This window comes from Legionella nautarum (assembly GCF_001467895.1).
Classification (GTDB): domain Bacteria; phylum Pseudomonadota; class Gammaproteobacteria; order Legionellales; family Legionellaceae; genus Tatlockia; species Tatlockia nautarum.
Genome location: NZ_LNYO01000024.1, coordinates 161,323 through 183,583, shown reverse-complemented (window position 1 = coordinate 183,583; position 22,261 = coordinate 161,323). Strand labels below are relative to the sequence as shown.

Genomic DNA, 22,261 nt, shown 5'->3' with positions numbered 1-22,261 from the left:
TTGAGGGGAGGGTCAAGGAATCGACCTTAACCTCACAATCCCTCAGCAAACCCTATCATTCAGCAACTTGCGCGCTAAAAGCAGGTCATCCCGAGTATTAATATCCTGCAAAGGTTCCCTACACGCTTCATCAACTCTAATTTTGTACCCGGCCCAAAGCGCTCGTAATTGCTCTAGGGCTTCACAAGCCTCCAGTTCACAGACTGGCCAGCTTACAAAATCAAGAAGAAAAGCGGCTCGATAAGCATATAAACCAATATGACGAAAAACTTGGGCAATATTTTTAGGATTATCGCGATGCATAGGAATTGCAGATCTTGAGAAATAAAGCGCATCATTCTGTTGATCTCGCACCACTTTCACTACATTAGGATTATGCAATTGCTCAATACTTTCAATCGGCCAACATAAGCTCGCCATCGAATGGGGGGAATTGTAGAGGCTATGCACGACCTGCAAGATTAACTCGGGCGCTATTAAAGGCTCATCACCTTGCACATTCACAATAATATCCTGTCCAGTAAATTGGCCTTTCGCAACGACTTCCGCAATGCGATCGGTCCCTGTTTGATGACTAACTGCAGTCATTTCAACTTGCGCACCAAAATCAGTAGCATGATTTGCAATCTCTAAACTATCGGTAGCGATTGTAATGGATTTAGGTTTAGCCTTAAGCACTTGGCGGTAGACTCGCTCAATCACTGTCTTTCCTTCTAACTCCATCAATAACTTACCTGGTAATCGAGAAGATTGATAACGAGCCGGAATAACTACATGAAAATCGATACTCATAATTGCTCTTTTTCCTCTAAGGGCACCAATCGTGCCTCTTGCTCCAACATGACAGGGATGCCCTCACGAATCGGATAAGCGAGACGATCGAAGCGGCAAATTAATTCATTCTCCTTGAGCAATAATTTACCTTTACAAAGTGGGCATACTAAAATTTCAAACAACCGATTATCCACGCGGTTCTCCTTGAGTTATTTGATTGCGAACATAAACAGGTAAAGCATCTGCCGCGCTAACAGCCTCTATTTTTCCGGTTAAAACAAGGCGAATCATCGCTTCAGCCTTTGGAAAAATAGTAAGCATTTTATAGCATCTCTTTTGCATAGCAGGAGAAAATTGCGACAAATAGGATTCATAACCCACTCCCGCTAAAATGAAAGGTTTCTCATCTGCCAAAGCAAGATCAGCCACCGAAGAAACTTGTTCTTCAACCTGGTCGAATTGCGCATTAAAATAAGCCCAATAGAGCTGATTCATACGCGCATCGACTACAGCAAGCACGGCAGCGTCCTGAGGATTAGTTCCTTGCTGCAAGGCTTCATTCGCAATAGCCGCGAGACTACTGACAGGATAGAGGGGCAGGTCTTGCGCGTAAGCTAGACCTTTTGCTACGCTGCAGGCTATGCGAAGACCAGTAAAACTACCAGGTCCGCGGCCATAAACAAGACCATCCAATTGGCTCAAGCTCAACTCAGCCTCGGCCAACAAATTCTCCACCATAGGTAAAATTAAACGGGCGTGATTGCGCTGTGCGCCTTGCTCTTCGGAGCGTAGCTCCCCCTTTTGCAGTAAAGCGACGGAAGCAGTTTCGGTTGAAGTATCAATTGCTAACAGGTTCATTTCTTAAAGCCAAACTATCTATAAAATTTAATACGGTTTGTTCATCACGCGTTTTACGCAGTGCTGGTAGACTAGCAAAAATATGGCGGCCATACTCTCTTCCCGTTAAACGAGGATCCGCAATCATTAAAACACCTCGATCACTAGCATCACGAATCAAACGACCCACACCCTGCTTTAAAGCTAAGACGGCATTGGGTAGCGATAATTCGTCGAAACCAGACAAGCCACGCGATTGCAAATAAGCCATCTTTCCGCGAGTAACAGGATCCGCAGGATTTGCAAAAGGTAATTTATCAATAATGACGCAGGATAAGGCCTCCCCCTTCACATCAACCCCTTCCCAAAAGGTTGCGGTGCCCAATAGCACTGCATTGCCGAGTTGACGAAAACGGGCTAATAAAATAGGTTTTGCTTCATCACCTTGAATTAACAGCGGGTAGTTTAAAGTATTGGCCAGTAGATGAGCAACCAATTTTAAAGCCCGATGACTGGTGAATAAGAAAAAACAACGCCCTCCACAAGCTTCAATAACAGGTAAAGCCCGTTCAACCAATAATTCATAATAATTTGCCTGTTTAGGATCAGGCAAACGGCGTGGTAAATAAAGCAGAGCCTGCTGTTGATAATCAAAGGGACTGGGCAAAGCTAAGGTTTGTGCTTTAAATAAACCCAAGGGTTTAATAAAGCAATCAAAAGAAGAGGCCATCGTTAAAGTAGCTGAGGTAAAGACATAGGCGGCTTGCTGGCGCAGCAATAACTGACTAAAGGCATCAGCAATTTCAAACGGTGTCGCATGAAAAACCAAACTATGCTTAAAGCGCTCTACCCAACGGATTTGCTTACTATCTGCTTGTTCAAAATTACGTAGCTGTGTTTTTAATTCATCCAATCGCTTTTGGCAGCGAGCTAGACCTGAAGTCGCTTCGATGCTTGCTGAGTCGACACAATTTGAAAGTTTATCGACTAGGTCAAGCAAACCCTTCCAAGCTGCATCAAAGCTTTTAAAGCGTTTCAGTTCCTCCCAAGCAAGTCGTTCTTCGCTGGTTGTTAAGGCTAGTAATAATTGATCAATAATTTGATCCATCTGCAAACTTAATTGATTTAAGGGCTGATTGGCTAAATCAAGTATTGGCCATTCCCGCAATAAATCATCGATTAAATCACGAAATTGTCTTGTTCCAACGCGTTGGCCATGAAAATTTGCTGCAATTTCTGTAAGTTGGTGGGCTTCATCAAAAATAACCACATCAACACCTGGTAAAAGCTCACCAAACCCTTCTTCTTTTAAGCGCGAATCAGCAAAAAATAAATGATGATTAATTACCACGACATCCGCATCCAATGCCCGTTTGCGTGCTTTGACTAAAAAGCAGGTTTGATGATATTCGCAGTCCCCTCCGAGGCAATTATCCACTGTAGAAGTCACATAGGGCCAAACGGGAGAATCTTCGTTAATTTCAGGTAATTCCGAGCGCTATCCTTCGGTCAATTGCGCTAATTTTTCGCGGACATGCAAAATTTCATGGGCACATTGAGGACTAACAAACCGTCCTTCCTCGGCATGCAAATGCACGCGATAACGACAAAGATAATTCGCTCGGCCTTTAAGATTTTGGACACGTACCGACAAACCAAGCGCCCGGACAAGCATAGGTAAATCTTTTTGAAATAGTTGATCCTGGAGTGTTTTTGTAGCAGTTGAGATGAGCGCTTTTTTGCCATTTAAGAGGCTAGGAAGCAAGTAAGCAAAGGTTTTTCCGGTACCGGTTCCAGCTTCTGCAACTAAGGTGGAACGCTTAGCAATAGTTTGGGCTATGGCTACTGATAATTCAATCTGCGCCTGACGCGCCACAAAACCAGGGAGAGCCGTGGCAAGTCTTCCTTTGTCGCTTAAGACACGCTGACAATGCGCAACGACATCATCAACGAGCTCTGTTACTTCTCCCACTCTTTTTGCAAATATTGCAGTTTATCTTTGACGGTGTCCCATTCTTTGGCATCCTCTGGAGCATCCTTTTTAGACGTAATATTGGGCCAGGTTTTGGAGAGTTCAGCATTGATCTCTTTGAATTGCTTCTGATCTTCCGTCAAATCATCTTCAGAGACAATGGCTTGAACAGGGCATTCAGGTTCACATAAAGCACAGTCGATGCACTCATCAGGATGGATAACTAAGAAATTTGGACCTTCATAAAAACAATCGACCGGGCAAACTTCCACACAATCAGTGTATTTGCATTTAATGCAACTTTCGGTAATCACAAAAGTCATAATAAAACTCTATATTCTCAAGGAGTATTCTCTTATTAAAGCATAAATACCAGGCTTCTAGCTAGCTTTCGAAGATATTGTATTTTGTCGAGCCAAGGCCTAATGGCGCTATCTTAAAGGTTTTTTTAACCACATTTAACCGCCCCCCTACGTACCGCGGGACTTAGGTAGGCAGAAGGGTTTTTATCCTTAAGGCAGCGCCATTGGACCCTGGCCCGACACTATCGTTAGTATGGACTTGACGGCCTCTACAATTACGCTGATGACAACTCTACCAAAGCCCGATCTAAGGTTTCAAGCATAAAATTGACTTCTTCTCGATTAATCGTCAAAGGCGGTGCTATTCGCAAAACAGAGCCCCACTGCCCTCCCTTGCCAATCAATAAGCCTTTGTCTTTACAGAGCTCCATTAGCTGCGCAGTTTCCTCCGTTGCCGGTGTTTTGGTGTTGCGATCCTTAACCAGTTCAACTCCTAACAACAGGCCACGACCACGAACGTCGCCGATAAGAGCATGTTTTTTCGCTAGCTGATTCAAACCATCTTTTAGAAGCTCACCCATGGTGCGGGCATTCTCAACCAACTGTTCTTCTTTAATAATTTCCATGGTCAACTTTGCTTGGATCATTTGTAGAGGATCACCTGCAAAGGTATTGAAATAGGTTTTGCCCGCCATGCTTTCCGCCACCTCTGTTTTCATCAATACCGCGCCTACGGCTGCACCGTTACCGAAACCTTTAGCCATAGTCACTATATCTGCATCGATGCCCAGTGTTTTTGTGAGTAAAAAATCACCGCCACAACGACCAGCACCGGTTTGCACTTCGTCACTGATGTATTTACCACCGTAGTTATGAACAATGCGCGCAACCTCAGAAAAATAAGCCTCAGGCGGAGTAATAAAACCGCCTACCCCCATTATTGGTTCAAGTATAAAAGCGGCAATTTTGCCATGGGTTGAATTTTGGATTGTCGTTTCTACATTCTTTGCGCATTCTAGAGCGCAACTTTCAGGTTTTTGTTTAAACGGGCAACGGTAACAATAGGGCTCAAGAGCAGAAGTGACAGCGGTCACTGGCTGCGCTTTGAATCGCCAGATGGAAAGACCACAGGAAGCGAGGGTTGCAGAAGTACCGCCATGATAAGAATGACGCACATTCACCACCATCGTTTCGCCAGTTGCGTGACGCGCAGCCATGATAGCAAGTTCATTCGCTTCTGAACCCGAATTGGTAAATGATACTCGGTCCATCCCCTTCGGCGCGTCCTCAAGCAAATGCTTCGCGGTTTCGACGGGTGCTTGATGCAAATAAAGTAAACTTGTGTGTTGGATACTGTCATTTTCTATTGCATTAATAAGCGCTTTCTTGATCTTTGGATGATTGTGGCCAGCAGATATGCAAACAATGCCACCGATAGCATCCAGATAACGTTTTCCTTCTGCGTCCCAAGCATAAACGCCCTGTGCTTTGGTTAGTTGCACTGGTTTTTTATAGTAAAGTGCAGCCGTGGGTAGGAAATGATTTTTTCGGAAGTTAATAAGAGCTGAATCGTTGTTCTCATGCATGAGAGTTATTTCCTTATATTATGGTGTTAATCTTTGAGGCTTTAAAACTTAAGCTCAGGACCCAAAGGGACAATTTGCGTCGGGTTAATCATTTTATGACTGTAATAATAATGCTGTTTAATGTGGGTCAAATTGACTGTCTCACTGACTCCAGGATGGTCATATAAGCGCAGTAAATACGATTGCAGAGCTGGATAATCACTAATTCTTCGCTTATTTGTTTTGAAATGACCAAAATAAACCGCATCAAAACGTACTAAAGTGGTAAACAAACGCCAATCTGCTTCAGTTAACTGATCACCGACTAAATACTGATTGTTACTTAAATGTTTTTCTAGTTCATCTAAGGTTGCAAAAAGCGCATTGAATGCTTCTTCATAAGCAATTTGAGTGACAGCAAAACCACATTTGTAAACCCCATTATTAACCGTATTATAAATTTTAGCGTTTATCGCATCGATTTCTTCCGCCAAGGCTTTAGGATAAAAATCCTGCTTGTCACCAGTTAGATGATTAAAGGCTTGATTAAATTGACGAATAATTTCTGATGATTCATTAGAGACGATCGTTTTTGTTTTTTTATCCCACAAAACGGGTACAGTCACTCTACCACTGTAGTGTTGATCCGCTTTGCAGTAAAGTTGATAAAGATAAGCTAAATCATAAAGCTTATCTCCCGTTGCCCCCATTCCCCTTTTAAATTCCCAGCCCTTTTCTAACATATGGGGATGGACGATCGAGATATCAATGAAATCATCTAGCTTCTTTAATTTGCGAAAAATCAACGTGCGATGTGCCCATGGGCAGGCCAGGGACACGTATAAATGATATCGTCCTTTTTCTGCGGGAAAATCGGCCTTCGGGTTCTCAGATAGGGCATGGTGAAATTGGGCAGATTCCCTTTTAAAGGCCCCTTTTTTGCTTGTATCATAGGCCTTATCAGTCCATTCGCCTTCAACTAACAACCCCATGCCATTTCTCCCTGAAATAAATCTAGGTTAAAAGAAAACGGAAATTCTTTTGAATTTCACTAAGGCTAAATTTATTAAGAAACAGCGAAAAACTCATCCATGCTCCAAGAGCAGCCAGATCACGGAATGGTGGGGGCAAATAAACGGGAGAAGAAATTACTCCACGCTCTTGTAATTCACCCAACAAAGGCAAATCGTCCAAGACTATTTTGCCAGAGAATAATAAAGGAATTGTTTCGATACGACGCTGGCTAATCGCAAAGCGCATAAAATTGTAAATCAACAAAAATCCTTTAGCGTAAGAAAGATCTTTAGTAAAAGGCCCCCCCTCAGGTGTGCTACCCCGGAAAACGCGTACCGCTTGATTATAGCTAACCTCTTCCGGTAAACCACAGTCTACAAAATATCGATAGATATCAAGAAAATTGGCACCTTGCCTGACTTTTTCAAGCGCAATTACTCTATTAGTGATTTTTTGTACCCGTGCAGGATAGGACGAAAAAGTGACTATTTCGGTAATTACTGCCAACCCTTCTTGCATTACCGAACTTGAAGGTGAACCTTTAGATAAGAAGAAACAGTAGGGCTGCATCGAACCATTTAAGGTAGTACCTACATGCACCCAACCCTCGTGTACTTCAAGATATTTTAAATCGCGATCACTAAACATTGCTGTTTGGCTGAGCTTGATTGTATCCGCACCTGCTGCAGCATCGGCGACCATGTCATCACTCACTTGCACAGTCACTTTGCCCGGATGCTGATCAAAAAATTGACTTAAACGTTCCTGTAATATTTCTTGGGCTTGTTTTGGAGCATAACGTTTGACATCCGCTTCTGATTTTAATTGCACATCGAGCGCGTTGAGCACATCAAAAAGGAGGGTACCCAACTCTGATAACCGTGGTCCTCCGGAATAGAAAACATCATTCGGACTACCGTACAACTCCATTGATAACTCACTGAAAGCTGGCGTCCCACGTACATCCAGCATATGTGCTGCTCGTGAATATTCTTCACACTGGCGCTTTATCAACCGGGTGATTGGCGTATATTGCCCAAGATGGTTTTGCGCATCGCGCAAAATTAAACGAAACTCTTCTTGCTTTTCATGAGCATCAAAAGGGAGTGGTCTTTTTTGATAGTATGATTCATCAACAGCGGGTAAACGTTTTCCTTTATGCTTAAAAAAATCCTGCTTTACCGACTCGTCCCATTTTATACTATCTAGAATACGTATCTGACTTTGAGCCTCTACGATACGTCGCGATAAGTCCTGGATAACCGCTAAGCCGTCTTCTTCTGTTGACATAATCATCCCGTATGTAAACTAGCTACCTTTACGTTCTGGATCTGATGGTGGTGTTATGCTCACCTGAGCACTTTGGTTTTGCTGCGGCAGATCGTAAAAATGGCTAATATTCGAATCTGTTAAGGGCGGAGGCACCACGACCTTAGCCCCATTCCTACTCTGTAAATATTGCTTCTCTCCATTACTAGTATAGGCCGAACAAGCCGCTAAAAGCAGCGGCAATATAAAAAGAACCACATTTTTTTTCACTACAGCTATCCTCTCTTCTATATAAGTTGCAAAGTACGAAGTACTTGCTCTAATGCCTGATGGTGTTCTTGAGCTAAGGATGTCATTGGTAATCGCAACTCATCACTCATCAAACCCATTTTACTCAGTGCCCATTTTGCCGGAATAGGATTAGATTCTACAAATAATAGCTGATGTAAGGGCATCAATTGCTCATTAATTCGTAAACAACCTGCATGATCATCATCCAAAGCGGCATCACACAATTTTGCCATTTGTCGAGCTGCAACATTCGCTGTGACGGAAATTACCCCTTTTGCACCCGCTAACATCCACTGGGCTGCAGTCAAATCATCACCACTATAGACATCAATGCTTCCTTCACAGGCACGTAAGATCTGTTGTAATCGAGACATTTGGCCAGTTGACTCTTTGATCCCGATTATATTTGAAATCTTAGCCAGTCTTGCCACCGTATCAGGCAATAAATCGCAGGCGGTTCGGCTTGGTACATTATATACAATAATGGGTATTGCTACGGAATTCGCAATTGCACTGTAATGTTGGTAAAGCCCTTCTTGCGTCGGTTTAATATAAGCTGGCGTCATAATAAGAGCCGCATGCGCACCACATTCCATTGCTTCTTTTGTTAATTCAATACAATATTTGGTCGCATTCATTGCGGTACCTGCAATGACTGGAATACGTTCGCGGGTTTGTTCTATTACCGTTTTTATAACTAAAAGTTTCTCCGCATTAGACAGGGTTCCAGCTTCTCCAGTAGTACCGGCAGCCACAATAGCATGCGTACCTGCTGTGATATGAAACTCCACTAATTCGCGTAACTTAGCCTCATCCACTTTATCATCACGCATTGGGGTTACCAATGCCACTATGCTTCCTCGAAACATTACACCCTCTTTTTCCTAACGATAAAGCCAATACTACTGGGGGATGAATAATTTCTCAAGCCCAAAAATTTATCTTTGCAATCAGAATGCTAAAACCCTTTCCCAGTAAGGGTTAACCCTTTTTTTGAATCTCATTAAAAAATTTTTTTGCTCTTTTATTAAACATTTTGTTTGGTTTTGTACTAATATGTTTTTTGAGGGAAACAACAATACTAACAAAAGGAAAAGAACTATGAAAAAAACAATCATCTCTACTTTAATTTTTGCTAGTTTATCGACTATCACTCTAAGCTCTTGTACTAATACTCAGGTTGGAACTGTTGCCGGTGCAGCTACTGGGGCTGGAGTTGGTTATGCTGTTGGTCGTGGAGGCGGTGCAATTATCGGTGCTGGCGTTGGTGGTCTAATTGGCAACCAAATTGGTCAGGCTCAAGACAGAAGATATTATTATAGAAATCCATGGAGAACAGGCTATTACAACACCTACTATGGTAATGGTTATGGTTACCGTAATAGTTGGGGCTATGGTAACGGCTATTGGAGAAATGGCGTTTTCTTTAACTACTAATAGCTAACCACCAATAGCTGTTGAAGTTTAAAACCCTGGTTTTTGCGTTTTCTCAACTCATATTGAGTTTCAAAGCGCAAAACCAGGGTTGTTATTTAGAAATCATTGATAAATTAACGACTAAGTACTAAAGCAAAATAGAAAACTCGCTGCTATACTGGTAAAACAATAACTAAACAGGGACGTAATCATGCGATTAAAAGATAAAGTAGCCATTGTAACAGGCGCAGCCAGTGGAATAGGTAAAGAGATAGCCCTACTTTATGCAAGTGAAGGCGCAAAAGTAGCCATTGCCGATCTTAATCTTCAACAAGCCCAAGTCGTTGTTGACGAAATTAAAGCTAAAAAAGGTCAAGCAATGGCTGTGCAAATGAATGTAATTGACGAAGAACAGGTGAATACCGGCGTCGATGCAGTCGCCAAACAATTTGGTGGCATTGATGTCCTTGTCAGTAATGCAGGAATTCAAATTATCGATCCGATAAACGAACTAGCTTATGCTGATTGGAAAAAATTACTTTCTATTCATTTAGACGGTGCGTTTTTAACCACTAAAGCTTGTCTAAAACACATGTACGCAGCTAAAAAAGGCGGCAGTATTATTTATATGGGTTCTGTACATTCCAAATTAGCTTCTAAACTAAAAGCCCCTTATGTTACGGCGAAACATGGATTATTAGGTTTATGTAAAGTAGTTGCTAAAGAAGCGGGTGAATATGGCATTCATGCCAATGTCATTTGTCCTGGTTTTGTACGCACTCCTTTGGTAGACAAACAAATTCCTGAACAAGCAAAAGAGTTGGGAATTAGTGAAGATGACGTGGTTAAAAATGTCATGCTAAAAGATACCGTGGATGTAAAATTCACCACCGTCGAGGATGTTGCGCAAACTGCTCTATTTTTTGCAGCATTTCCATCCAATGCATTAACAGGTCAATCCTTAGTGGTGAGTCATGGTTGGTTTATGGAGTAATTGTACTAACTAATAATCAACTTAATGCTCCTAGGAGAATTAAAATGGATGAAGCACAAATTAAGAAGGATGCGTTTGCAATGCCTTTTTCATGCCCCTCTTACCCCCGGGGGCCCTATCAGTTTAATAATAGAGAGTACTTCATTATTACCTACGAAACTGATATTGATTTACTGCGCGAAATTGTACCTGCACCTTTAGAAGTGGTTGAGCCGCACGTCAATTTTGAAGTCATTCGGATGCCTGATTCAACTGGCTTTGGTGATTATACTGAATCCGGTCAAGTTATCCCTGTGCGTTATAAGGGAAAAACAGGCTCTTATACTCATGCTATGTATTTAGATGACCAGCCTCCTATCTCTGGGGGACGAGAAATTTGGGGCTTTCCCAAAAAACTAGCACAGCCCAGTCTGAAAGTTGAAAAAGAAACGCTGGTTGGAATTTTGGATTATGGTTGTTGTCGAGTAGCGACAGCAACTATGGGTTTCAAATATGAAAAACTCGATGGAGAGGCTGTAAAAAAAGCCATGTCTGGACCTAATTATTTACTAAAGATAATTCCCCATGTTGATGGAACCACTCGCATTTGTGAATTGGTGGAATATCATTTGGAAAATTTAGTCATCAAAGGTGCCTGGACAGGGCCTGCGCGCTTGGATTTAAACTATCATGCCTTAGCGCCAATTGCCTTCCTACCGGTAAAAAATATTGTTAAAGCGACACATGTTATCACTGATCTAGTTTTACCCTATGGTCGGGTCGTACATGATTATCTAAAATAGTCGTCAATTGATCTGTCCTTCAATGGGGCAGATCAGATAGTAATTAATAGGGAATATTACTTTTTTAGGGACATTACATGCTTATCTTGATTGGCTATGTTGTAATTTTATTATCAGTTTTTGGTGGATTTGCCCTAGCTGGGGGCCATTTGAAAGCAATCATTCAACCTATTGAATTATTAATTATCGCCGGGGCAGCAATTGGCTCTTTAATTGTCGGTAATCAGTCTAGTGTTTTAAAAGCCATTCTCAAAGCCTTACCTACTGCTTTTAAAGGTCAAAAATCAACCAAGCTACTTTATATGGATTTATTAGGTTTGCTTTACACTTTGCTGAACAAAGGACGCCAAGAAGGGATGATGGCTTTAGAAAATGATATTGATGATCCTGAGAACAGTGCGATTTTTTCTAACTACCCGCGCCTCTTAACCAAAAAGCATGTCATTGAATTCATTTGTGATTATTTTCGCTTAATTATCACCTCCAATATGCAGCCCTTCCAATTGGAATCACTCATGGATAGTGAAATAGCCACTTATCACCAAGAAGAACTTATTCCAGTGAATGCCATTACCAAACTCGCCGATGGTATGCCTGCTTTTGGTATCGTGGCAGCAGTCTTGGGAGTTGTGCACACAATGGAGTCCATCAATCTGCCTCCGGCGGAGCTTGGGATTTTAGTCGCTCAAGCATTAGTAGGAACTTTCCTTGGAATTTTATTAGGCTATGGCTTCATTGGGCCAATAGCAACGGCCATTGAACAACGTTCAGGTGAAGCCTTACTGATGATGAATTGTATTAAAGTCACGCTTTTAGCAAGTGTAAACGGGAATCCACCCCTTATCGCCACTGAATTTGGCCGAAAAGTCTTGTTTTCAACCGCAAGACCATCATTCAATGAACTTAACGAAGGAATTAAACCAGTAAAAGCAGATACTGCCGATGCCGATGCCAATGCCGCTTAACAATAATCAACGACGATTGTATGCAAAATGCATCTTCAGGGCTTAACTTTTACTTGATGGAGTTATTATGGCTGAAAGTAAAGCAGAAAGTAAAAACATTGTTGTCATTAAACGAAAAGCCGGTGAATCTCACCCTCACCATGGCGGCTCATGGAAAATTGCTTACGCCGATTTTGTCACGGCAATGATGGCCTTTTTCTTATTGATGTGGTTAATCGCTTCTTTAAATAAAGCACAAAAGGATGGCATCAGTGAATATTTCAAACAACCGCTGCGCATTGCCTTAATCGGCGGCGATAGCATGGGGTCGCGGACAAACATCATTAAAGGTGGTGGGGATCAATTAGACAAGCATGATGGACAAGTCTCTGCTGAGCAAACAGCCGATGGACAGAAACAAGATCATCAAAAAGACAAACAAAAAGAGATGAAGAAACTTGAAGAATTAAAATCAAATATCTTGCTTACCGTGAATAAAGATCCTGCACTCACCGAATTAAAAGATCGTTTATTGATGGACGAAGTATCGGAGGGCTTACGTATTCAGCTTATTGATAATAAGAATAAGCCTATGTTCCCCATGGGCTCTGATCAAATGAGTCCAGAAATGCAGCCCATTCTCGATAAGATTGCCAAGCTTTTAAGCACGGTCCCCAACAAAATCAGTATCCAAGGTCATACTGATGCAAATCCTTACAACAACCCTGAGGATTTGACCCAATCTAACTGGGAATTATCTACACAACGAGCCAACTCAGCAAGACGAGTCCTTATTAAAGCGGGTTTACAAGAAAATAAAGTTATGGAGGTTACAGGCTTTGCTTCCTCGGTTTTATTGGATAAAACTAATCCCTTAAATCCCAATAACCGCCGTATTTCAATTATTGTGATGAAAAAAGAAGTTGCAGAGAAGTTGATAAAGAATAAGTGATTTTTAAACAGCCCATGATGCTCCAACTGTTATTATTGCGAGGACGAATAAATTACTGGGTCTAAAATGAGTTTCAAAACACACCAAGGACCTAATTAGGGATCCAATTTAGTCTAGAGAAAATTGGACTATTATTAGCTAATATACCTGAAGGGGATATCAAGGTGAAAACAAGACCAGTTTATATTGCAGGAGGCATTAGGACACCCTTTGTAAAGTCCATGACTAGCTATAATAAAATCTCAACTCAAGATTTGATGCTTGCTTCTTTACAAGAGCTCGTCAAAAAAATGCATCTTGAAAATAGGCTGTTGGGTGACGTGGGTCTTGGCGCCGTGATGCATAGCTCTTTTGATTGGAATCTCGCACGGGAATGTGTGCTTGGCTCCGCCCTCAATCCTCACACACCTGGATATTCACTGCAAAGAGCTTGTGGAACGAGTCTAGAAACTACATTGCAAATCGCCCTCAAAATTGCAAACTACCAAATTGATGACGGCATTGCCGGCGGTGTCGATACAAACAGTGATATTCCAATTATGTTCAAGCGCTCCTTTGCACAAAAATTAGTTGCTTTAAATCAAGCAAGAGATTTTGCCAGCAAATTAAAATTATTATTTTCTTTTCGCCCAAGCGATATAAAGCCACAATTTCCAGCAGTTGTGGAGCCTAGAACCGGCTTATCAATGGGGGAACATACTGAGAAAATGGTGAAAGAATGGCATATTACTCGGCATGCCCAAGATGAATTGGCTTTTTTAAGTCATCAAAATGCAGCTAGGGCTTATGATGAAGGGTTTTATGATGATTTGGTTTTTGAATTTCAAGGCTTAAAACGCGACAGTATTTTGCGCAGAGACACGACGATAGAAAAATTAGCCAAGTTAAAACCCTCCTTTGATTTTAGCGGTTCCGGCACTTTAACTGCAGGTAACTCAACACCCCTCACTGATGGCTCTTCAGCGGTTTATTTGGTAAGCGAAGAGATAGCCACAAAATTCAATTATCCCTTACTTGCCCGTTTTGTTGACGCTCAAGTCGCAGCAGTCGATTACGTCCATGGTGAAGGCTTATTAATGGCCCCAACCCTTGCTGTGAGTGAACTTTTAAAACGTAATAAATTAACACTGCAAGATTTCGATTTTTATGAAATTCATGAAGCGTTTGAAGGACAAGTTTTATGTACTTTAAAAGCTTGGGAATCAGAGGATTATTGCAAACAAGTCCTTCATCGGGACACAGCCTTAGGAACCATCGATCGCTCAAAATTGAATATCAAGGGAGGATCGGTTGCCCTAGGGCACCCTTTCGCTGCAACAGGCAGCCGTATTGTTGCAAGTCTTGCCAAAATGTTACACCAAAATGGCAGCGGCCGAGGTTTAATTTCTATTTGTACGGCAGGTGGTATGGGGGTCACTGCTATTTTAGAAGCAGTTTAAATTAGAGAAATAAATGGGGGCATTTCTTCTTGAGAATTAAGAATGACCGTCTCAGCGCCAATATCCGTCTCAGAGTTACAGAAAAAGAAAGAAAAGCAAGAGAAAAAGCAACTGGGATTTAAACGATTTAACTCTTGATTGATTAATCCATTGAGTTCACTTTGGGTTGAAGTTACTCCGAATAGGCCTCTGATTTTACGAATGATCCATAAATGACTTCGTAGCTGACGAATAAATTGTAGTTGTGGTGCAGGAGGTTTTTTATAGCCGTTTAAAGCTTCCTTGATCTCTAATAATGTTTTTTCATAGTTTGAATCATTTCTATGCGCTCTTATATAATCTTTCAGGCAGATAACAGAAAGCTCTTTTTTCATTTTAAGGCTAAAACTATGATCTTCACCAATGGCTTGCATAAGCGCTAATAATTCGTCAGTAGAACTCGCTTCAGTCGCATGAGTCCTATGAATAGAATTTAAAGAATAATTTTTAATTTTTCTCCTTAACTCTTTACTTAATTCTTTATAAGAAGCTGTTTTTTGCACCCCTTCTTTTAGCAGAGCTTGAATGATAAGAAAAGGATTTTTTCTTACCTCATTGTGAGAATGGGGATCACTATTTTTAATTGCTGCTACAGCGACATCTAAAGGTTTTTCACCTCGGCTATTTTCTTGTGCAGCAAACTCACTGAACGATTGCCAAGTTTCTTGATAACGATAATCCCCTAGTCGAATTGCCAGGTGTAAGGGCGTATCACCATCAACATATTCATTGGCACAAAAGGAATTATAGTGCTCCATATTTCTATCAATATCAGGAATTATATTTTCTTGAATTGATGGGTCGATGTCTCTCACAATTTCATCCTGAATTGATTGGGCGTCTCTTTCTTTCAGGGTCATCACAAAATCACGAAATTGAGGAATGGCAAACAGTACTGCCCTTAGCTTAGCTTGCCTTGCTAGCACTGCATGAGTAATTAAAGCAATTTGTGCCCTGTCTTCTGGGGAATTTTTATCAAGAACTTCTTCTAAATCTTGTTCAATAATGGCTTGGGGAATAAGAATATGTTTATAAAACTCTCGCCATTTTTCTCGTTGAAATTCAGGATCTTTACCTAATTCAATAAATGCAAGGGCATCATCTTCATCTGAATAGTCTTTGTTACCGATTGGATTTGCAAACAAACGTAAATAAGTAGGCCAATAAAAATTTTTTGAATCAGAAAGATTTGGAAAATCAATGAGATCCCGCATTGTTATTTCAAAAGCATGCTCGTTATGAAGCCAGCTAGTCATGCGGGCATTGCAACGCGACATCATACTATCCACCAACATCAGATCATTATCAATTTTGAAAAATACAACTTGAAATTTTTCTTCGCCTTTTATTAATTTTTTTACGATATAAAAACCTAAATTCCCTTTATGGAGATCATCTTCTTCCAAGCTATAAGATCCAGCTAATACACTAGCTAGTGAAGCCACATCAAAATCAATTTGTCCGGTGCTTCTCAATTGCCATAACACATTAAAAAAACCAGGATCATATTGATCTAGAAATGCGATCGGAATTTGTTCGGGTTCACTGACAGTTCTGTAAGTAATACAGTACTGCGTTGACGGTCTTTTCAAATTATTAGCTTGCGAATCCCTCGCGGGTTTGGGCCTATCATCTTTGGCTATTGATGCAAAAACACCTAAGCCCTCACGCCGTTGAGCCGTATAAGAAAAATACTCTGATGCGAGTCCAACAATTTCTTGCCCTTGGTTTTTTACTAAGGCCTGTTTTGGAGTTAAATCAGGCCGTAAAAAACGCCTCGCTAAGGCTGTAAAAGCCACTTCAAAAACAGATAATTGAGGATTGCCCTTTTTATTTTTTTTATAAACAATTTTTCTTAAAAAACCCTCTAGGTCGAGATACTTAGCCTCTTTAAAAAAAGTATGGCCCGCTCGAGTCGGCTCTCCTGGAATGATGCGATTGCTTTTATAAAAAAAAGACATGTATTTCAACAAAATGACTTAATGACTATTATTTTACCAAAAAGATAATTCTATTCAACTCCTTATGGCCGTTATTTTTAATTATAGGCGAAAAAAGCCCCGCACTTGGTCTAATATTATATTGTTAAGGGATTTTAAATAAGCATGTAGATCTCTGCTTATCAATCATGTTTGTTTGGAGGATCTAATGGAAAAGGATGATGAAGCTTTATCAATTTCAAACCCTCGCTTGCTCTCTGCAGTTTATTTTGGCTTATTGTCAATTGTAGCAACCGTTATTATTGATGCCATTTTTTACGCCTTCGGGGTACAGCAGATCTTACCTGCTTTCCAAGCCATTTTACTGGCAGTAATCATAGCCAGTTGTTTTGGTGCTATTTTTGGCAGGCTAATTATCCATTCTCAAAAACCCTACCGGCGCAGAGCGTTTCTCTGGGGTTTTGTCATGGTTCTTGCTGCTTTACCAATTTATGCTTTAATTTTCCTATACTTATTTAAGACTCATCACCCTGAAGCCTTTGCAGACTTGGGCTTCAATAATCTGTTTGTCACTTATTTATTTATATTACTCTATTGTTTTCTTGTCGCAGGTTTGTGGCTGGCTATTGCTGCCGGTTTAGCAGCAATGTATTTACGCGGGCATCTAGTTTACGACATACTACACTCTAAACATGAAAAACTAAAACCATTGAAAGAAAATCCAATGGAAAGCAAAGATAAGACTAAATTAGTAAAACCCGTGGATGCGGAGCAAAGCAAAGAACATATAACCACTAAGTGACAAGATTATGAATGTAAACGCTAACAATTATTCTCCATTAAGCCCCAGATTTGCTGGGGCCATTTTTTTTGCTATTTATTCTCTGCTTTTTACCTTATTTACTAAATACACCCTTTTATCCTTAAGAGACAAAGGGCTTTTACCTCTATTACCTTCTATCTTCGTTGCCCTCATTATTGGTGCTTTAGTTGGTGGTTTTTTAGGAAAGGTTTTAGCTAAAAAAGCGCATTGGTTACGGCCTTTTTTAATTGGTATTTTACTCGCGTTCCTGATACTTATTCTTGGAAGTTTAGCGATTCTCGCTCATTACTATTTTTCTGATCCAATCTTTGTCAGTCACTTGCAACATATGAAAGATTATTTTGTGGTTTATGGTGCAATCTTAGCTTCCCTTAGCTTGACGATAGGACTGTGGTTTATTCCTCTTTCCGGCCTTGTAGCGATTTATTTCAACAAACATTTTTTACCTGGTTTAATTGCCGCTGATCAACAACGCATAGAAACCAAAGACCACAGTGATGCAGCGAATGATGAATGATAAATCCCATCTGTTTGAATTGATGGAAAATGGCGCTACGGTTATTACTCCGAATAATCGTTTAAGCAATGAATTAATACATGATTTTTCTAAAACCCGTCATCAATCCGTGCATGATAAACCTCGTTGCCTACCCTATTCTGCTTTTTTGCAAATTCAATTCAAGCTCTTAACCCACCACGACCCAAAACAGTCACATCCTATTGTTCTGACCACTGCACAATTTCATTATCTTTGCCGCAAGATTCTTAAAATTCATAGCCCGCATTTGAACGAGGGTTTATTAGGAGCGGTGATAGATGCTTGGGTTCGTTGCCAATTTTGGCAAATTGATTTTGATCATCCTTCTTTTTTGTCAACGCCACAAACACGGCAATTCCAGCTCTGGGCTTTAGAATTAGAGCAGGAACTCAACAAAATAGAGGCTATTACGGAGGCTCAATTAGCCAACTATTTGAGCTTGCAAAAAAAATTTGTCAACCAAGAAACCTTTGTGTGGGCTTGTTTTGATGATTACACACCGCAACAACGTGCATTACAAAAGCATTTCAGCGAGCAAGGTTGCCAGCTTTATCACTATGATTTAAAAGCCACGGCAAGCCAACTTCATCTTTATGCCGCTCAGGACGAACAGGATGAGTATCAACAGTTAATACCTTGGATAAAAACCTGCCTTGCCAAAGGTGAAAAACGCATTGCGGTTGTTGTTCCTGGTTTACAAACTCAATCTCAGTCCTTGCAACGGCTTTTGCAGAAACAGTTTACCCCAGAACAATTTAATATTTCTCTTGGCCAAGCCTTGTCCGATTATCCGCTCGTTTCCCATGCACTTTGCTGGATTCAGCTCAACGGCAAGCACCTCAATATTCATCAAGCCCGTTTATTGCTTCATTCGCCTTATCTAGCCTATTCACAAACTGAAATGCTTGCTCGCGCTCAACTCCTAGAAGAAAGCAAAATACTGCAGGAATTTCAATTTGAACAAGACGCGTTACTTAAAGAGCTAGAACAAACAGCACCTCGATTAGCTGAGCGGGTGAAAACCATCACAGCTTATCCTCAAAGCGGTTCGCCCACTGAATGGGTGAACGCGTTTAAAAATCGTCTGTTAGCCTTAGGCTTTCCTGGCGAATATTCTCTAAATTCTGCTAATTATCAATGCTATCAACGATTTTTAGCCCTATTTGACGAATTTAAACAACTTAATTTACTTACTGTGGAACTATCCCAAGAAGAGGCATTTTCCGCCTTCGCCTATTTGGCAAAATCAACTATTTTCCAAGCTAAAAAAGCAGAAGCAGCCATTCAAATTCTTGGCTTATTAGAAGCAGGAGGCTGTTCTTTTGATAGCCTCTGGTTTACCGGTTTAACTGACCAAGCTTTGCCGCAAAAGGCTAGGCTTTCTGCCTTTATTCCACTTTCCCTGCAACGTGATCATGGTATGCCGCATGCATCGCCTGAGCGTGAATTGCATTTAGCTAAAAAGATCGTGCAACGTTTTGCCAATAGCAGCTCTCAAGTAGTTTATAGCTATCCTCGTTTAAGCGATGATAAACCCAATCTACCTAGTCCCTTGGTTGCTCATTTAGCCGCTTTTCCTACAAGCGAGATTAACAAACCAAATAGAAACTCTCTGACCGTTCCTTTTGCCGAAAATTATCAAATTCCTTTGATTGATGGTGAAAAAACAGCTGGAGGCACAGCGATCTTAGCCAATCAGGCCAAATGCCCTTTCCGTGCTTTCGCTGAGCATCGATTGCATGCTAGAACCACTTTAGACACCACAGAAGGACCGGATGCCAAAGAGCGGGGACAAGTAATTCATAAGGTCATGGAATTACTCTGGCAAGCATTAGGCAATCAAAAAACCTTATTAGGACTAAAAGACGACGAATTAGAACTCAAGATTGAGCAAGCCATTCGCTCTGCTTTAGAGCCTTTAATTGATAAACGAACCCACTCGTTTTCTTCTCTGTTCCAAGAAGTTGAATTAGCAAGACTTAAGCGTTTAGTCCATGCCTGTCTGCAGTGGGAACGGCAACGTCCGGCTTTTGAAGTTGAAGCCCTAGAGCAAGCCTTTACAATCCATTTGGCAGGAATTGATTTTCGTGTTCGCGTGGATAGACTTGACCGGGTTGAGCAAGAACAAAAATGGGTGATTGATTATAAAAGCAGCTTGCCACAAAGTTTGCCCTGGAAAGAAGAGCGCCCTAAAGAACCGCAATTATTACTCTATGCCTTGCTCGACCAAACGATCAATGGGCTCGTCTTTGCTCAATTAAAAGCCGGGCAATTTGTCTGTAAAGGGTTGAGTGCAGAAAATCATTCTTTACCCGGTTTAGCGGCCATAAAAAAAGATGAAAATTGGTCTGATTATCGACAACATTGGGAAGCGCAATTAACTGAATTGGCAGAAGAATTCATTCAAGGTCACTGCCCACCACAACCGCTCAACGCCTCAATTTGTCAACAATGCCATTTTCAAAATTTGTGTCGTTTTGAGTAAAACGGGACGTTGTTGCGTAACCTTTAAGCAAGATACAGTCTTAAATCTACAGGTTACGCGCTATATGATGGCTGATCTCCCTCAAAAGAATTATCCTCTTGAATAGCACAAGAATTATCTAACATGATTCTTTCAAGCTCATTATAAAAATTTCTATTTCGAATAAGGTATTCTGCTACAGCCATCCAGTAAAGAGCCATATTAGGTAAGTCTAATTGGTCTTTAGTCGATTCGGTACTCTGGGCAGATTTATTGAAAAAAAATCTCTCAAAATCCTTTTTAATTTTTTCATCCATGATATTGCGATTAATGAGGTCAACTAAGGCGAGGTTTGTATTTATTTTTCTCGTGGAATTAGTTGAACAATACCAGGGCAAAGTTTGACAGGAGATTGCTAATTCTAAGGAATTATCTCCTGAAACCCCAGCTATAAAAGCTTGTCTATAGGTGGCCTGATAACTCTCTTTATCCAAGAAATAGCCATAGAAAACACGAATTTTTCTACTACCCTCCGGGTTAATTCTTAAAACCACAGGCTGCTTTCCATTCTCAATTAATTCAACTTTGTTGATACTAGTCTCTTTGAGAATACTGGAATCGATACGAAACCAAAAAGCAAAGTCGCTTAGATCGTTTAATTTAGGCTCCCTTTTTTTAAGCTCTTTTTCGAAGGACTCACCGTATTCTTTTTCACGCAGTCCAGCACCCGATACAAAAACTGCAAGGTCTTTATTAACCAAACCCGTTTTATTCGCCCCCAATAAATACAAAAAACTAAGAAAATCTCTCATCTTATTAAAATAGGCAGGAATAAGAATATTTTTGTCGACGAACTCTTTAATATCTTTCGATTCGGTGTTTTCTAAAAGTATATTTGGGAAATCAGATCCTGCTTTTTGCATGCCAGCCATAGCTTCATAAGGAGTTAAGCGACTGATTGCTTTTAGTTTAACTCCCAGACAATCGGACCCTAAACCAAGTGAGTACACAGCACCCTTGCTACCAGGCCGAGAAAAATTTCCAAACTCATGTTCTGGGATAAATTTATAGCTGGCCTTTTTATTTAAATTTAGGTATTCCTCTATGGAAGGAAAATTACTATATGAAATTTGCAATATCTGCTCAGCTTCCGAAAAATGCTTAACTATTTTTTCATTTTTTAGGAATTCCTCTCTAAAACTTGACCAAAGGCCAAGAACATAATGATCGGGGTTAATTTGGAGTTCATCAAGTTGTTTTTTAATAGAAGTATATTGATGAGGATAACAAGCAATAAGGCAAATGAACTCATAGTCATCAAATTTTGGATTGGTTTTTAAAGCCGTATAGATGTCCACGAAATGGTAAAAATCGCCCATACCATCATCATTTACACCATTTAAAAAAATAATTTTAGGCATGGATTATTTCTCTTTGGTCTTACAGATAAGCATTTAATTTGTTGATTATTTAATTATCAAAATTAGTTAATTTTATGGTTGATGGTTGTTTTTTGACAAGATAACAAATTAATTTGTCTTCTTGAAAGGAAAAATAAGGAAAGTACTTTCCTTAACTGGAATGAAAAGTACTCTAAGCTAGCATATTGTCCTATTTGGGTAAAAATATATGAATTCGCTCCGTGGTCCACGTTGGCATTCCTAAAGCGAAAAAATCCTTATCCTCCGTCCAGATCGGGCAATCTAGTACTAATCTTGTGGCTACAATAGGTCCAAAACAATAGAGGAGAAAACAGCGAAAACAATGCTTATAATCGTTCTAAACATCCTCAACATCCTTATATATATATATCGACAGTTTTAAGTGATCGATACGTTAAACAAAGTTCTAATAGAATTGCAACAACGCCGCTATTCTGATAGTTTGCCAAGAGGTATTAAAGGAG

Annotated in this window: 23 protein-coding genes; 9 read left to right on the top strand and 14 right to left on the bottom strand. The window is 40.5% G+C overall.

The genetic code is table 11. The features are described from left to right. Nucleotides 1–42 precede the first annotated feature (42 nt). From kdsB to dapA, 11 genes are all read right to left on the bottom strand, one after another. Nucleotides 43–792, bottom strand: a complete 750-nt coding sequence (gene kdsB, locus Lnau_RS12625; protein ID WP_058505507.1) for a 3-deoxy-manno-octulosonate cytidylyltransferase — start codon at nt 790–792, stop codon at nt 43–45. Then, nucleotides 789–968, bottom strand: coding sequence for a Trm112 family protein (locus Lnau_RS12620; protein WP_058505506.1), 180 nt, complete (start codon nt 966–968; stop codon nt 789–791). The genes kdsB and Lnau_RS12620 overlap by 4 nt, the downstream gene beginning before the upstream one ends. Further along, nucleotides 961–1,632 carry a tRNA (adenosine(37)-N6)-threonylcarbamoyltransferase complex dimerization subunit type 1 TsaB gene (gene tsaB / locus Lnau_RS12615; RefSeq protein ID WP_058505505.1) on the bottom strand — a complete coding sequence of 224 codons (672 nt, stop codon included), beginning with the start codon at nt 1,630–1,632 and terminating at the stop codon, nt 961–963. Before tsaB ends, Lnau_RS12620 begins: the two co-directional genes overlap by 8 nt. After that, nucleotides 1,613–3,049 carry an ATP-dependent DNA helicase gene (locus Lnau_RS12610; protein ID WP_476630071.1) on the bottom strand — a complete coding sequence of 479 codons (1,437 nt, stop codon included), beginning with the start codon at nt 3,047–3,049 and terminating at the stop codon, nt 1,613–1,615. Before Lnau_RS12610 ends, tsaB begins: the two co-directional genes overlap by 20 nt. Nucleotides 3,050–3,109: 60 nt before the next feature. Continuing rightward, nucleotides 3,110–3,583 (bottom strand): DEAD/DEAH box helicase, encoded by a 474-nt coding sequence (locus tag Lnau_RS17030; RefSeq protein WP_476630070.1) that lies wholly within the window; start codon nt 3,581–3,583, stop codon nt 3,110–3,112. After that, on the bottom strand, nt 3,571–3,906 hold the full coding sequence (fdxA, locus tag Lnau_RS12605) for a ferredoxin FdxA (RefSeq protein WP_058505504.1): 336 nt from the start codon (nt 3,904–3,906) through the stop codon (nt 3,571–3,573). The genes Lnau_RS17030 and fdxA overlap by 13 nt, the downstream gene beginning before the upstream one ends. A gap of 254 nt (nt 3,907–4,160) precedes the next feature. Beyond that, nucleotides 4,161–5,471: an aspartate aminotransferase family protein gene (locus tag Lnau_RS12600; protein WP_058505503.1), complete on the bottom strand. Its 1,311-nt coding sequence runs from the start codon at nt 5,469–5,471 to the stop codon at nt 4,161–4,163. Nucleotides 5,472–5,512: 41 nt separating this feature from the next. Beyond that, nucleotides 5,513–6,442: a glutathione S-transferase family protein gene (locus Lnau_RS12595; RefSeq protein WP_058505502.1), complete on the bottom strand. Its 930-nt coding sequence runs from the start codon at nt 6,440–6,442 to the stop codon at nt 5,513–5,515. Between the two features lie 22 nt (nt 6,443–6,464). Further along, nucleotides 6,465–7,754, bottom strand: coding sequence for a flavohemoglobin expression-modulating QEGLA motif protein (locus Lnau_RS12590; protein ID WP_058505501.1), 1,290 nt, complete (start codon nt 7,752–7,754; stop codon nt 6,465–6,467). Nucleotides 7,755–7,772: 18 nt separating this feature from the next. Beyond that, nucleotides 7,773–8,003: a hypothetical protein gene (locus Lnau_RS12585; protein ID WP_058505500.1), complete on the bottom strand. Its 231-nt coding sequence runs from the start codon at nt 8,001–8,003 to the stop codon at nt 7,773–7,775. A 17-nt stretch (nt 8,004–8,020) separates the two neighbouring features. Continuing rightward, nucleotides 8,021–8,893 (bottom strand): 4-hydroxy-tetrahydrodipicolinate synthase, encoded by an 873-nt coding sequence (dapA, locus tag Lnau_RS12580; protein WP_058505499.1) that lies wholly within the window; start codon nt 8,891–8,893, stop codon nt 8,021–8,023. 232 nt (nt 8,894–9,125) lie between these two features. Here dapA and Lnau_RS12575 point away from each other — a divergent pair, with 232 nt between their 5' ends. From Lnau_RS12575 to Lnau_RS12550, 6 genes are all read left to right on the top strand, one after another. Then, a complete protein-coding gene (locus tag Lnau_RS12575; protein ID WP_065240303.1) occupies nt 9,126–9,461 on the top strand; it encodes a glycine zipper domain-containing protein in 336 nt (111 codons plus the stop codon). Nucleotides 9,462–9,651: 190 nt separating this feature from the next. After that, on the top strand, nt 9,652–10,434 hold the full coding sequence (locus tag Lnau_RS12570; protein ID WP_058505498.1) for a 3-hydroxybutyrate dehydrogenase: 783 nt from the start codon (nt 9,652–9,654) through the stop codon (nt 10,432–10,434). Between the two features lie 44 nt (nt 10,435–10,478). Beyond that, a complete protein-coding gene (locus tag Lnau_RS12565) occupies nt 10,479–11,216 on the top strand; it encodes an acetoacetate decarboxylase (RefSeq protein ID WP_058505497.1) in 738 nt (245 codons plus the stop codon). Nucleotides 11,217–11,293: 77 nt separating this feature from the next. Continuing rightward, entirely contained in the window at nt 11,294–12,181 is an 888-nt protein-coding gene (gene motA, locus Lnau_RS12560) for a flagellar motor stator protein MotA (protein ID WP_058505496.1), read from the top strand. 67 nt (nt 12,182–12,248) lie between these two features. After that, nucleotides 12,249–13,112, top strand: coding sequence for a flagellar motor protein MotB (gene motB / locus Lnau_RS12555; protein ID WP_058505495.1), 864 nt, complete (start codon nt 12,249–12,251; stop codon nt 13,110–13,112). A gap of 164 nt (nt 13,113–13,276) precedes the next feature. Next, the gene (locus Lnau_RS12550; protein WP_083503840.1) at nt 13,277–14,551 is read left to right on the top strand and encodes an acetyl-CoA C-acetyltransferase; all 1,275 of its coding nucleotides are present in this window, start codon (nt 13,277–13,279) and stop codon (nt 14,549–14,551) included. On the opposite strand, the gene ankK is transcribed toward Lnau_RS12550, so the two are convergent. Further along, nucleotides 14,548–16,551, bottom strand: a complete 2,004-nt coding sequence (ankK, locus tag Lnau_RS12545) for a Dot/Icm T4SS effector AnkK/LegA5 (RefSeq protein ID WP_058505493.1) — start codon at nt 16,549–16,551, stop codon at nt 14,548–14,550. The two genes, Lnau_RS12550 and ankK, sit on opposite strands and share 4 nt — an antisense overlap. Before the next feature lie 187 nt (nt 16,552–16,738). Here ankK and Lnau_RS12540 point away from each other — a divergent pair, with 187 nt between their 5' ends. The 3 genes from Lnau_RS12540 to Lnau_RS12530 are packed head-to-tail and all read left to right on the top strand — an operon-like array spanning nt 16,739 to nt 20,376. Continuing rightward, nucleotides 16,739–17,332, top strand: coding sequence for an MFS transporter (locus Lnau_RS12540; RefSeq protein ID WP_058505492.1), 594 nt, complete (start codon nt 16,739–16,741; stop codon nt 17,330–17,332). Between the two features lie 7 nt (nt 17,333–17,339). Then, nucleotides 17,340–17,870, top strand: coding sequence for a hypothetical protein (locus tag Lnau_RS12535; RefSeq protein ID WP_058505491.1), 531 nt, complete (start codon nt 17,340–17,342; stop codon nt 17,868–17,870). Further along, nucleotides 17,860–20,376 carry a PD-(D/E)XK nuclease family protein gene (locus tag Lnau_RS12530; protein WP_058506005.1) on the top strand — a complete coding sequence of 839 codons (2,517 nt, stop codon included), beginning with the start codon at nt 17,860–17,862 and terminating at the stop codon, nt 20,374–20,376. The genes Lnau_RS12535 and Lnau_RS12530 overlap by 11 nt, the downstream gene beginning before the upstream one ends. 53 nt (nt 20,377–20,429) lie before the next feature. Here the strand turns inward: Lnau_RS12530 and Lnau_RS12525 are convergent, their stop codons facing one another. Both Lnau_RS12525 and Lnau_RS16210 read right to left on the bottom strand, forming a co-directional pair. After that, complete coding sequence (locus Lnau_RS12525) at nt 20,430–21,776, bottom strand: hypothetical protein (RefSeq protein ID WP_058505490.1); 1,347 nt, start codon at nt 21,774–21,776, stop codon at nt 20,430–20,432. A gap of 190 nt (nt 21,777–21,966) precedes the next feature. Then, nucleotides 21,967–22,083, bottom strand: a complete 117-nt coding sequence (locus Lnau_RS16210; RefSeq protein ID WP_083503856.1) for a PIN domain-containing protein — start codon at nt 22,081–22,083, stop codon at nt 21,967–21,969. Between the last annotated feature and the right edge of the window lie 178 nt (nt 22,084–22,261).

Excerpts from the sequence above, each read along its gene's own strand:
- Lnau_RS12575 (WP_065240303.1), top strand. The coding sequence starts at position 9,126 with ATGAAAAAAACAATCATCTCTACTTTAATTTTTGCTAGTTTATCGACT.
- motA (WP_058505496.1), top strand. The coding sequence starts at position 11,294 with ATGCTTATCTTGATTGGCTATGTTGTAATTTTATTATCAGTTTTTGGT.
- Lnau_RS12540 (WP_058505492.1), top strand. The coding sequence starts at position 16,739 with ATGGAAAAGGATGATGAAGCTTTATCAATTTCAAACCCTCGCTTGCTC.
- ankK (WP_058505493.1), bottom strand. The coding sequence starts at position 16,551 with ATGTCTTTTTTTTATAAAAGCAATCGCATCATTCCAGGAGAGCCGACT.
- kdsB (WP_058505507.1), bottom strand. The coding sequence starts at position 792 with ATGAGTATCGATTTTCATGTAGTTATTCCGGCTCGTTATCAATCTTCT.
- Lnau_RS12525 (WP_058505490.1), bottom strand. The coding sequence starts at position 21,776 with ATGCCTAAAATTATTTTTTTAAATGGTGTAAATGATGATGGTATGGGC.
- Lnau_RS12595 (WP_058505502.1), bottom strand. The coding sequence starts at position 6,442 with ATGGGGTTGTTAGTTGAAGGCGAATGGACTGATAAGGCCTATGATACA.
- fdxA (WP_058505504.1), bottom strand. The coding sequence starts at position 3,906 with ATGACTTTTGTGATTACCGAAAGTTGCATTAAATGCAAATACACTGAT.
- dapA (WP_058505499.1), bottom strand. The coding sequence starts at position 8,893 with ATGTTTCGAGGAAGCATAGTGGCATTGGTAACCCCAATGCGTGATGAT.
- Lnau_RS12530 (WP_058506005.1), top strand. The coding sequence starts at position 17,860 with ATGATGAATGATAAATCCCATCTGTTTGAATTGATGGAAAATGGCGCT.
- Lnau_RS12600 (WP_058505503.1), bottom strand. The coding sequence starts at position 5,471 with ATGCATGAGAACAACGATTCAGCTCTTATTAACTTCCGAAAAAATCAT.
- Lnau_RS12565 (WP_058505497.1), top strand. The coding sequence starts at position 10,479 with ATGGATGAAGCACAAATTAAGAAGGATGCGTTTGCAATGCCTTTTTCA.
- Lnau_RS12590 (WP_058505501.1), bottom strand. The coding sequence starts at position 7,754 with ATGTCAACAGAAGAAGACGGCTTAGCGGTTATCCAGGACTTATCGCGA.
- Lnau_RS12570 (WP_058505498.1), top strand. The coding sequence starts at position 9,652 with ATGCGATTAAAAGATAAAGTAGCCATTGTAACAGGCGCAGCCAGTGGA.
- motB (WP_058505495.1), top strand. The coding sequence starts at position 12,249 with ATGGCTGAAAGTAAAGCAGAAAGTAAAAACATTGTTGTCATTAAACGA.
- tsaB (WP_058505505.1), bottom strand. The coding sequence starts at position 1,632 with ATGAACCTGTTAGCAATTGATACTTCAACCGAAACTGCTTCCGTCGCT.
- Lnau_RS12535 (WP_058505491.1), top strand. The coding sequence starts at position 17,340 with ATGAATGTAAACGCTAACAATTATTCTCCATTAAGCCCCAGATTTGCT.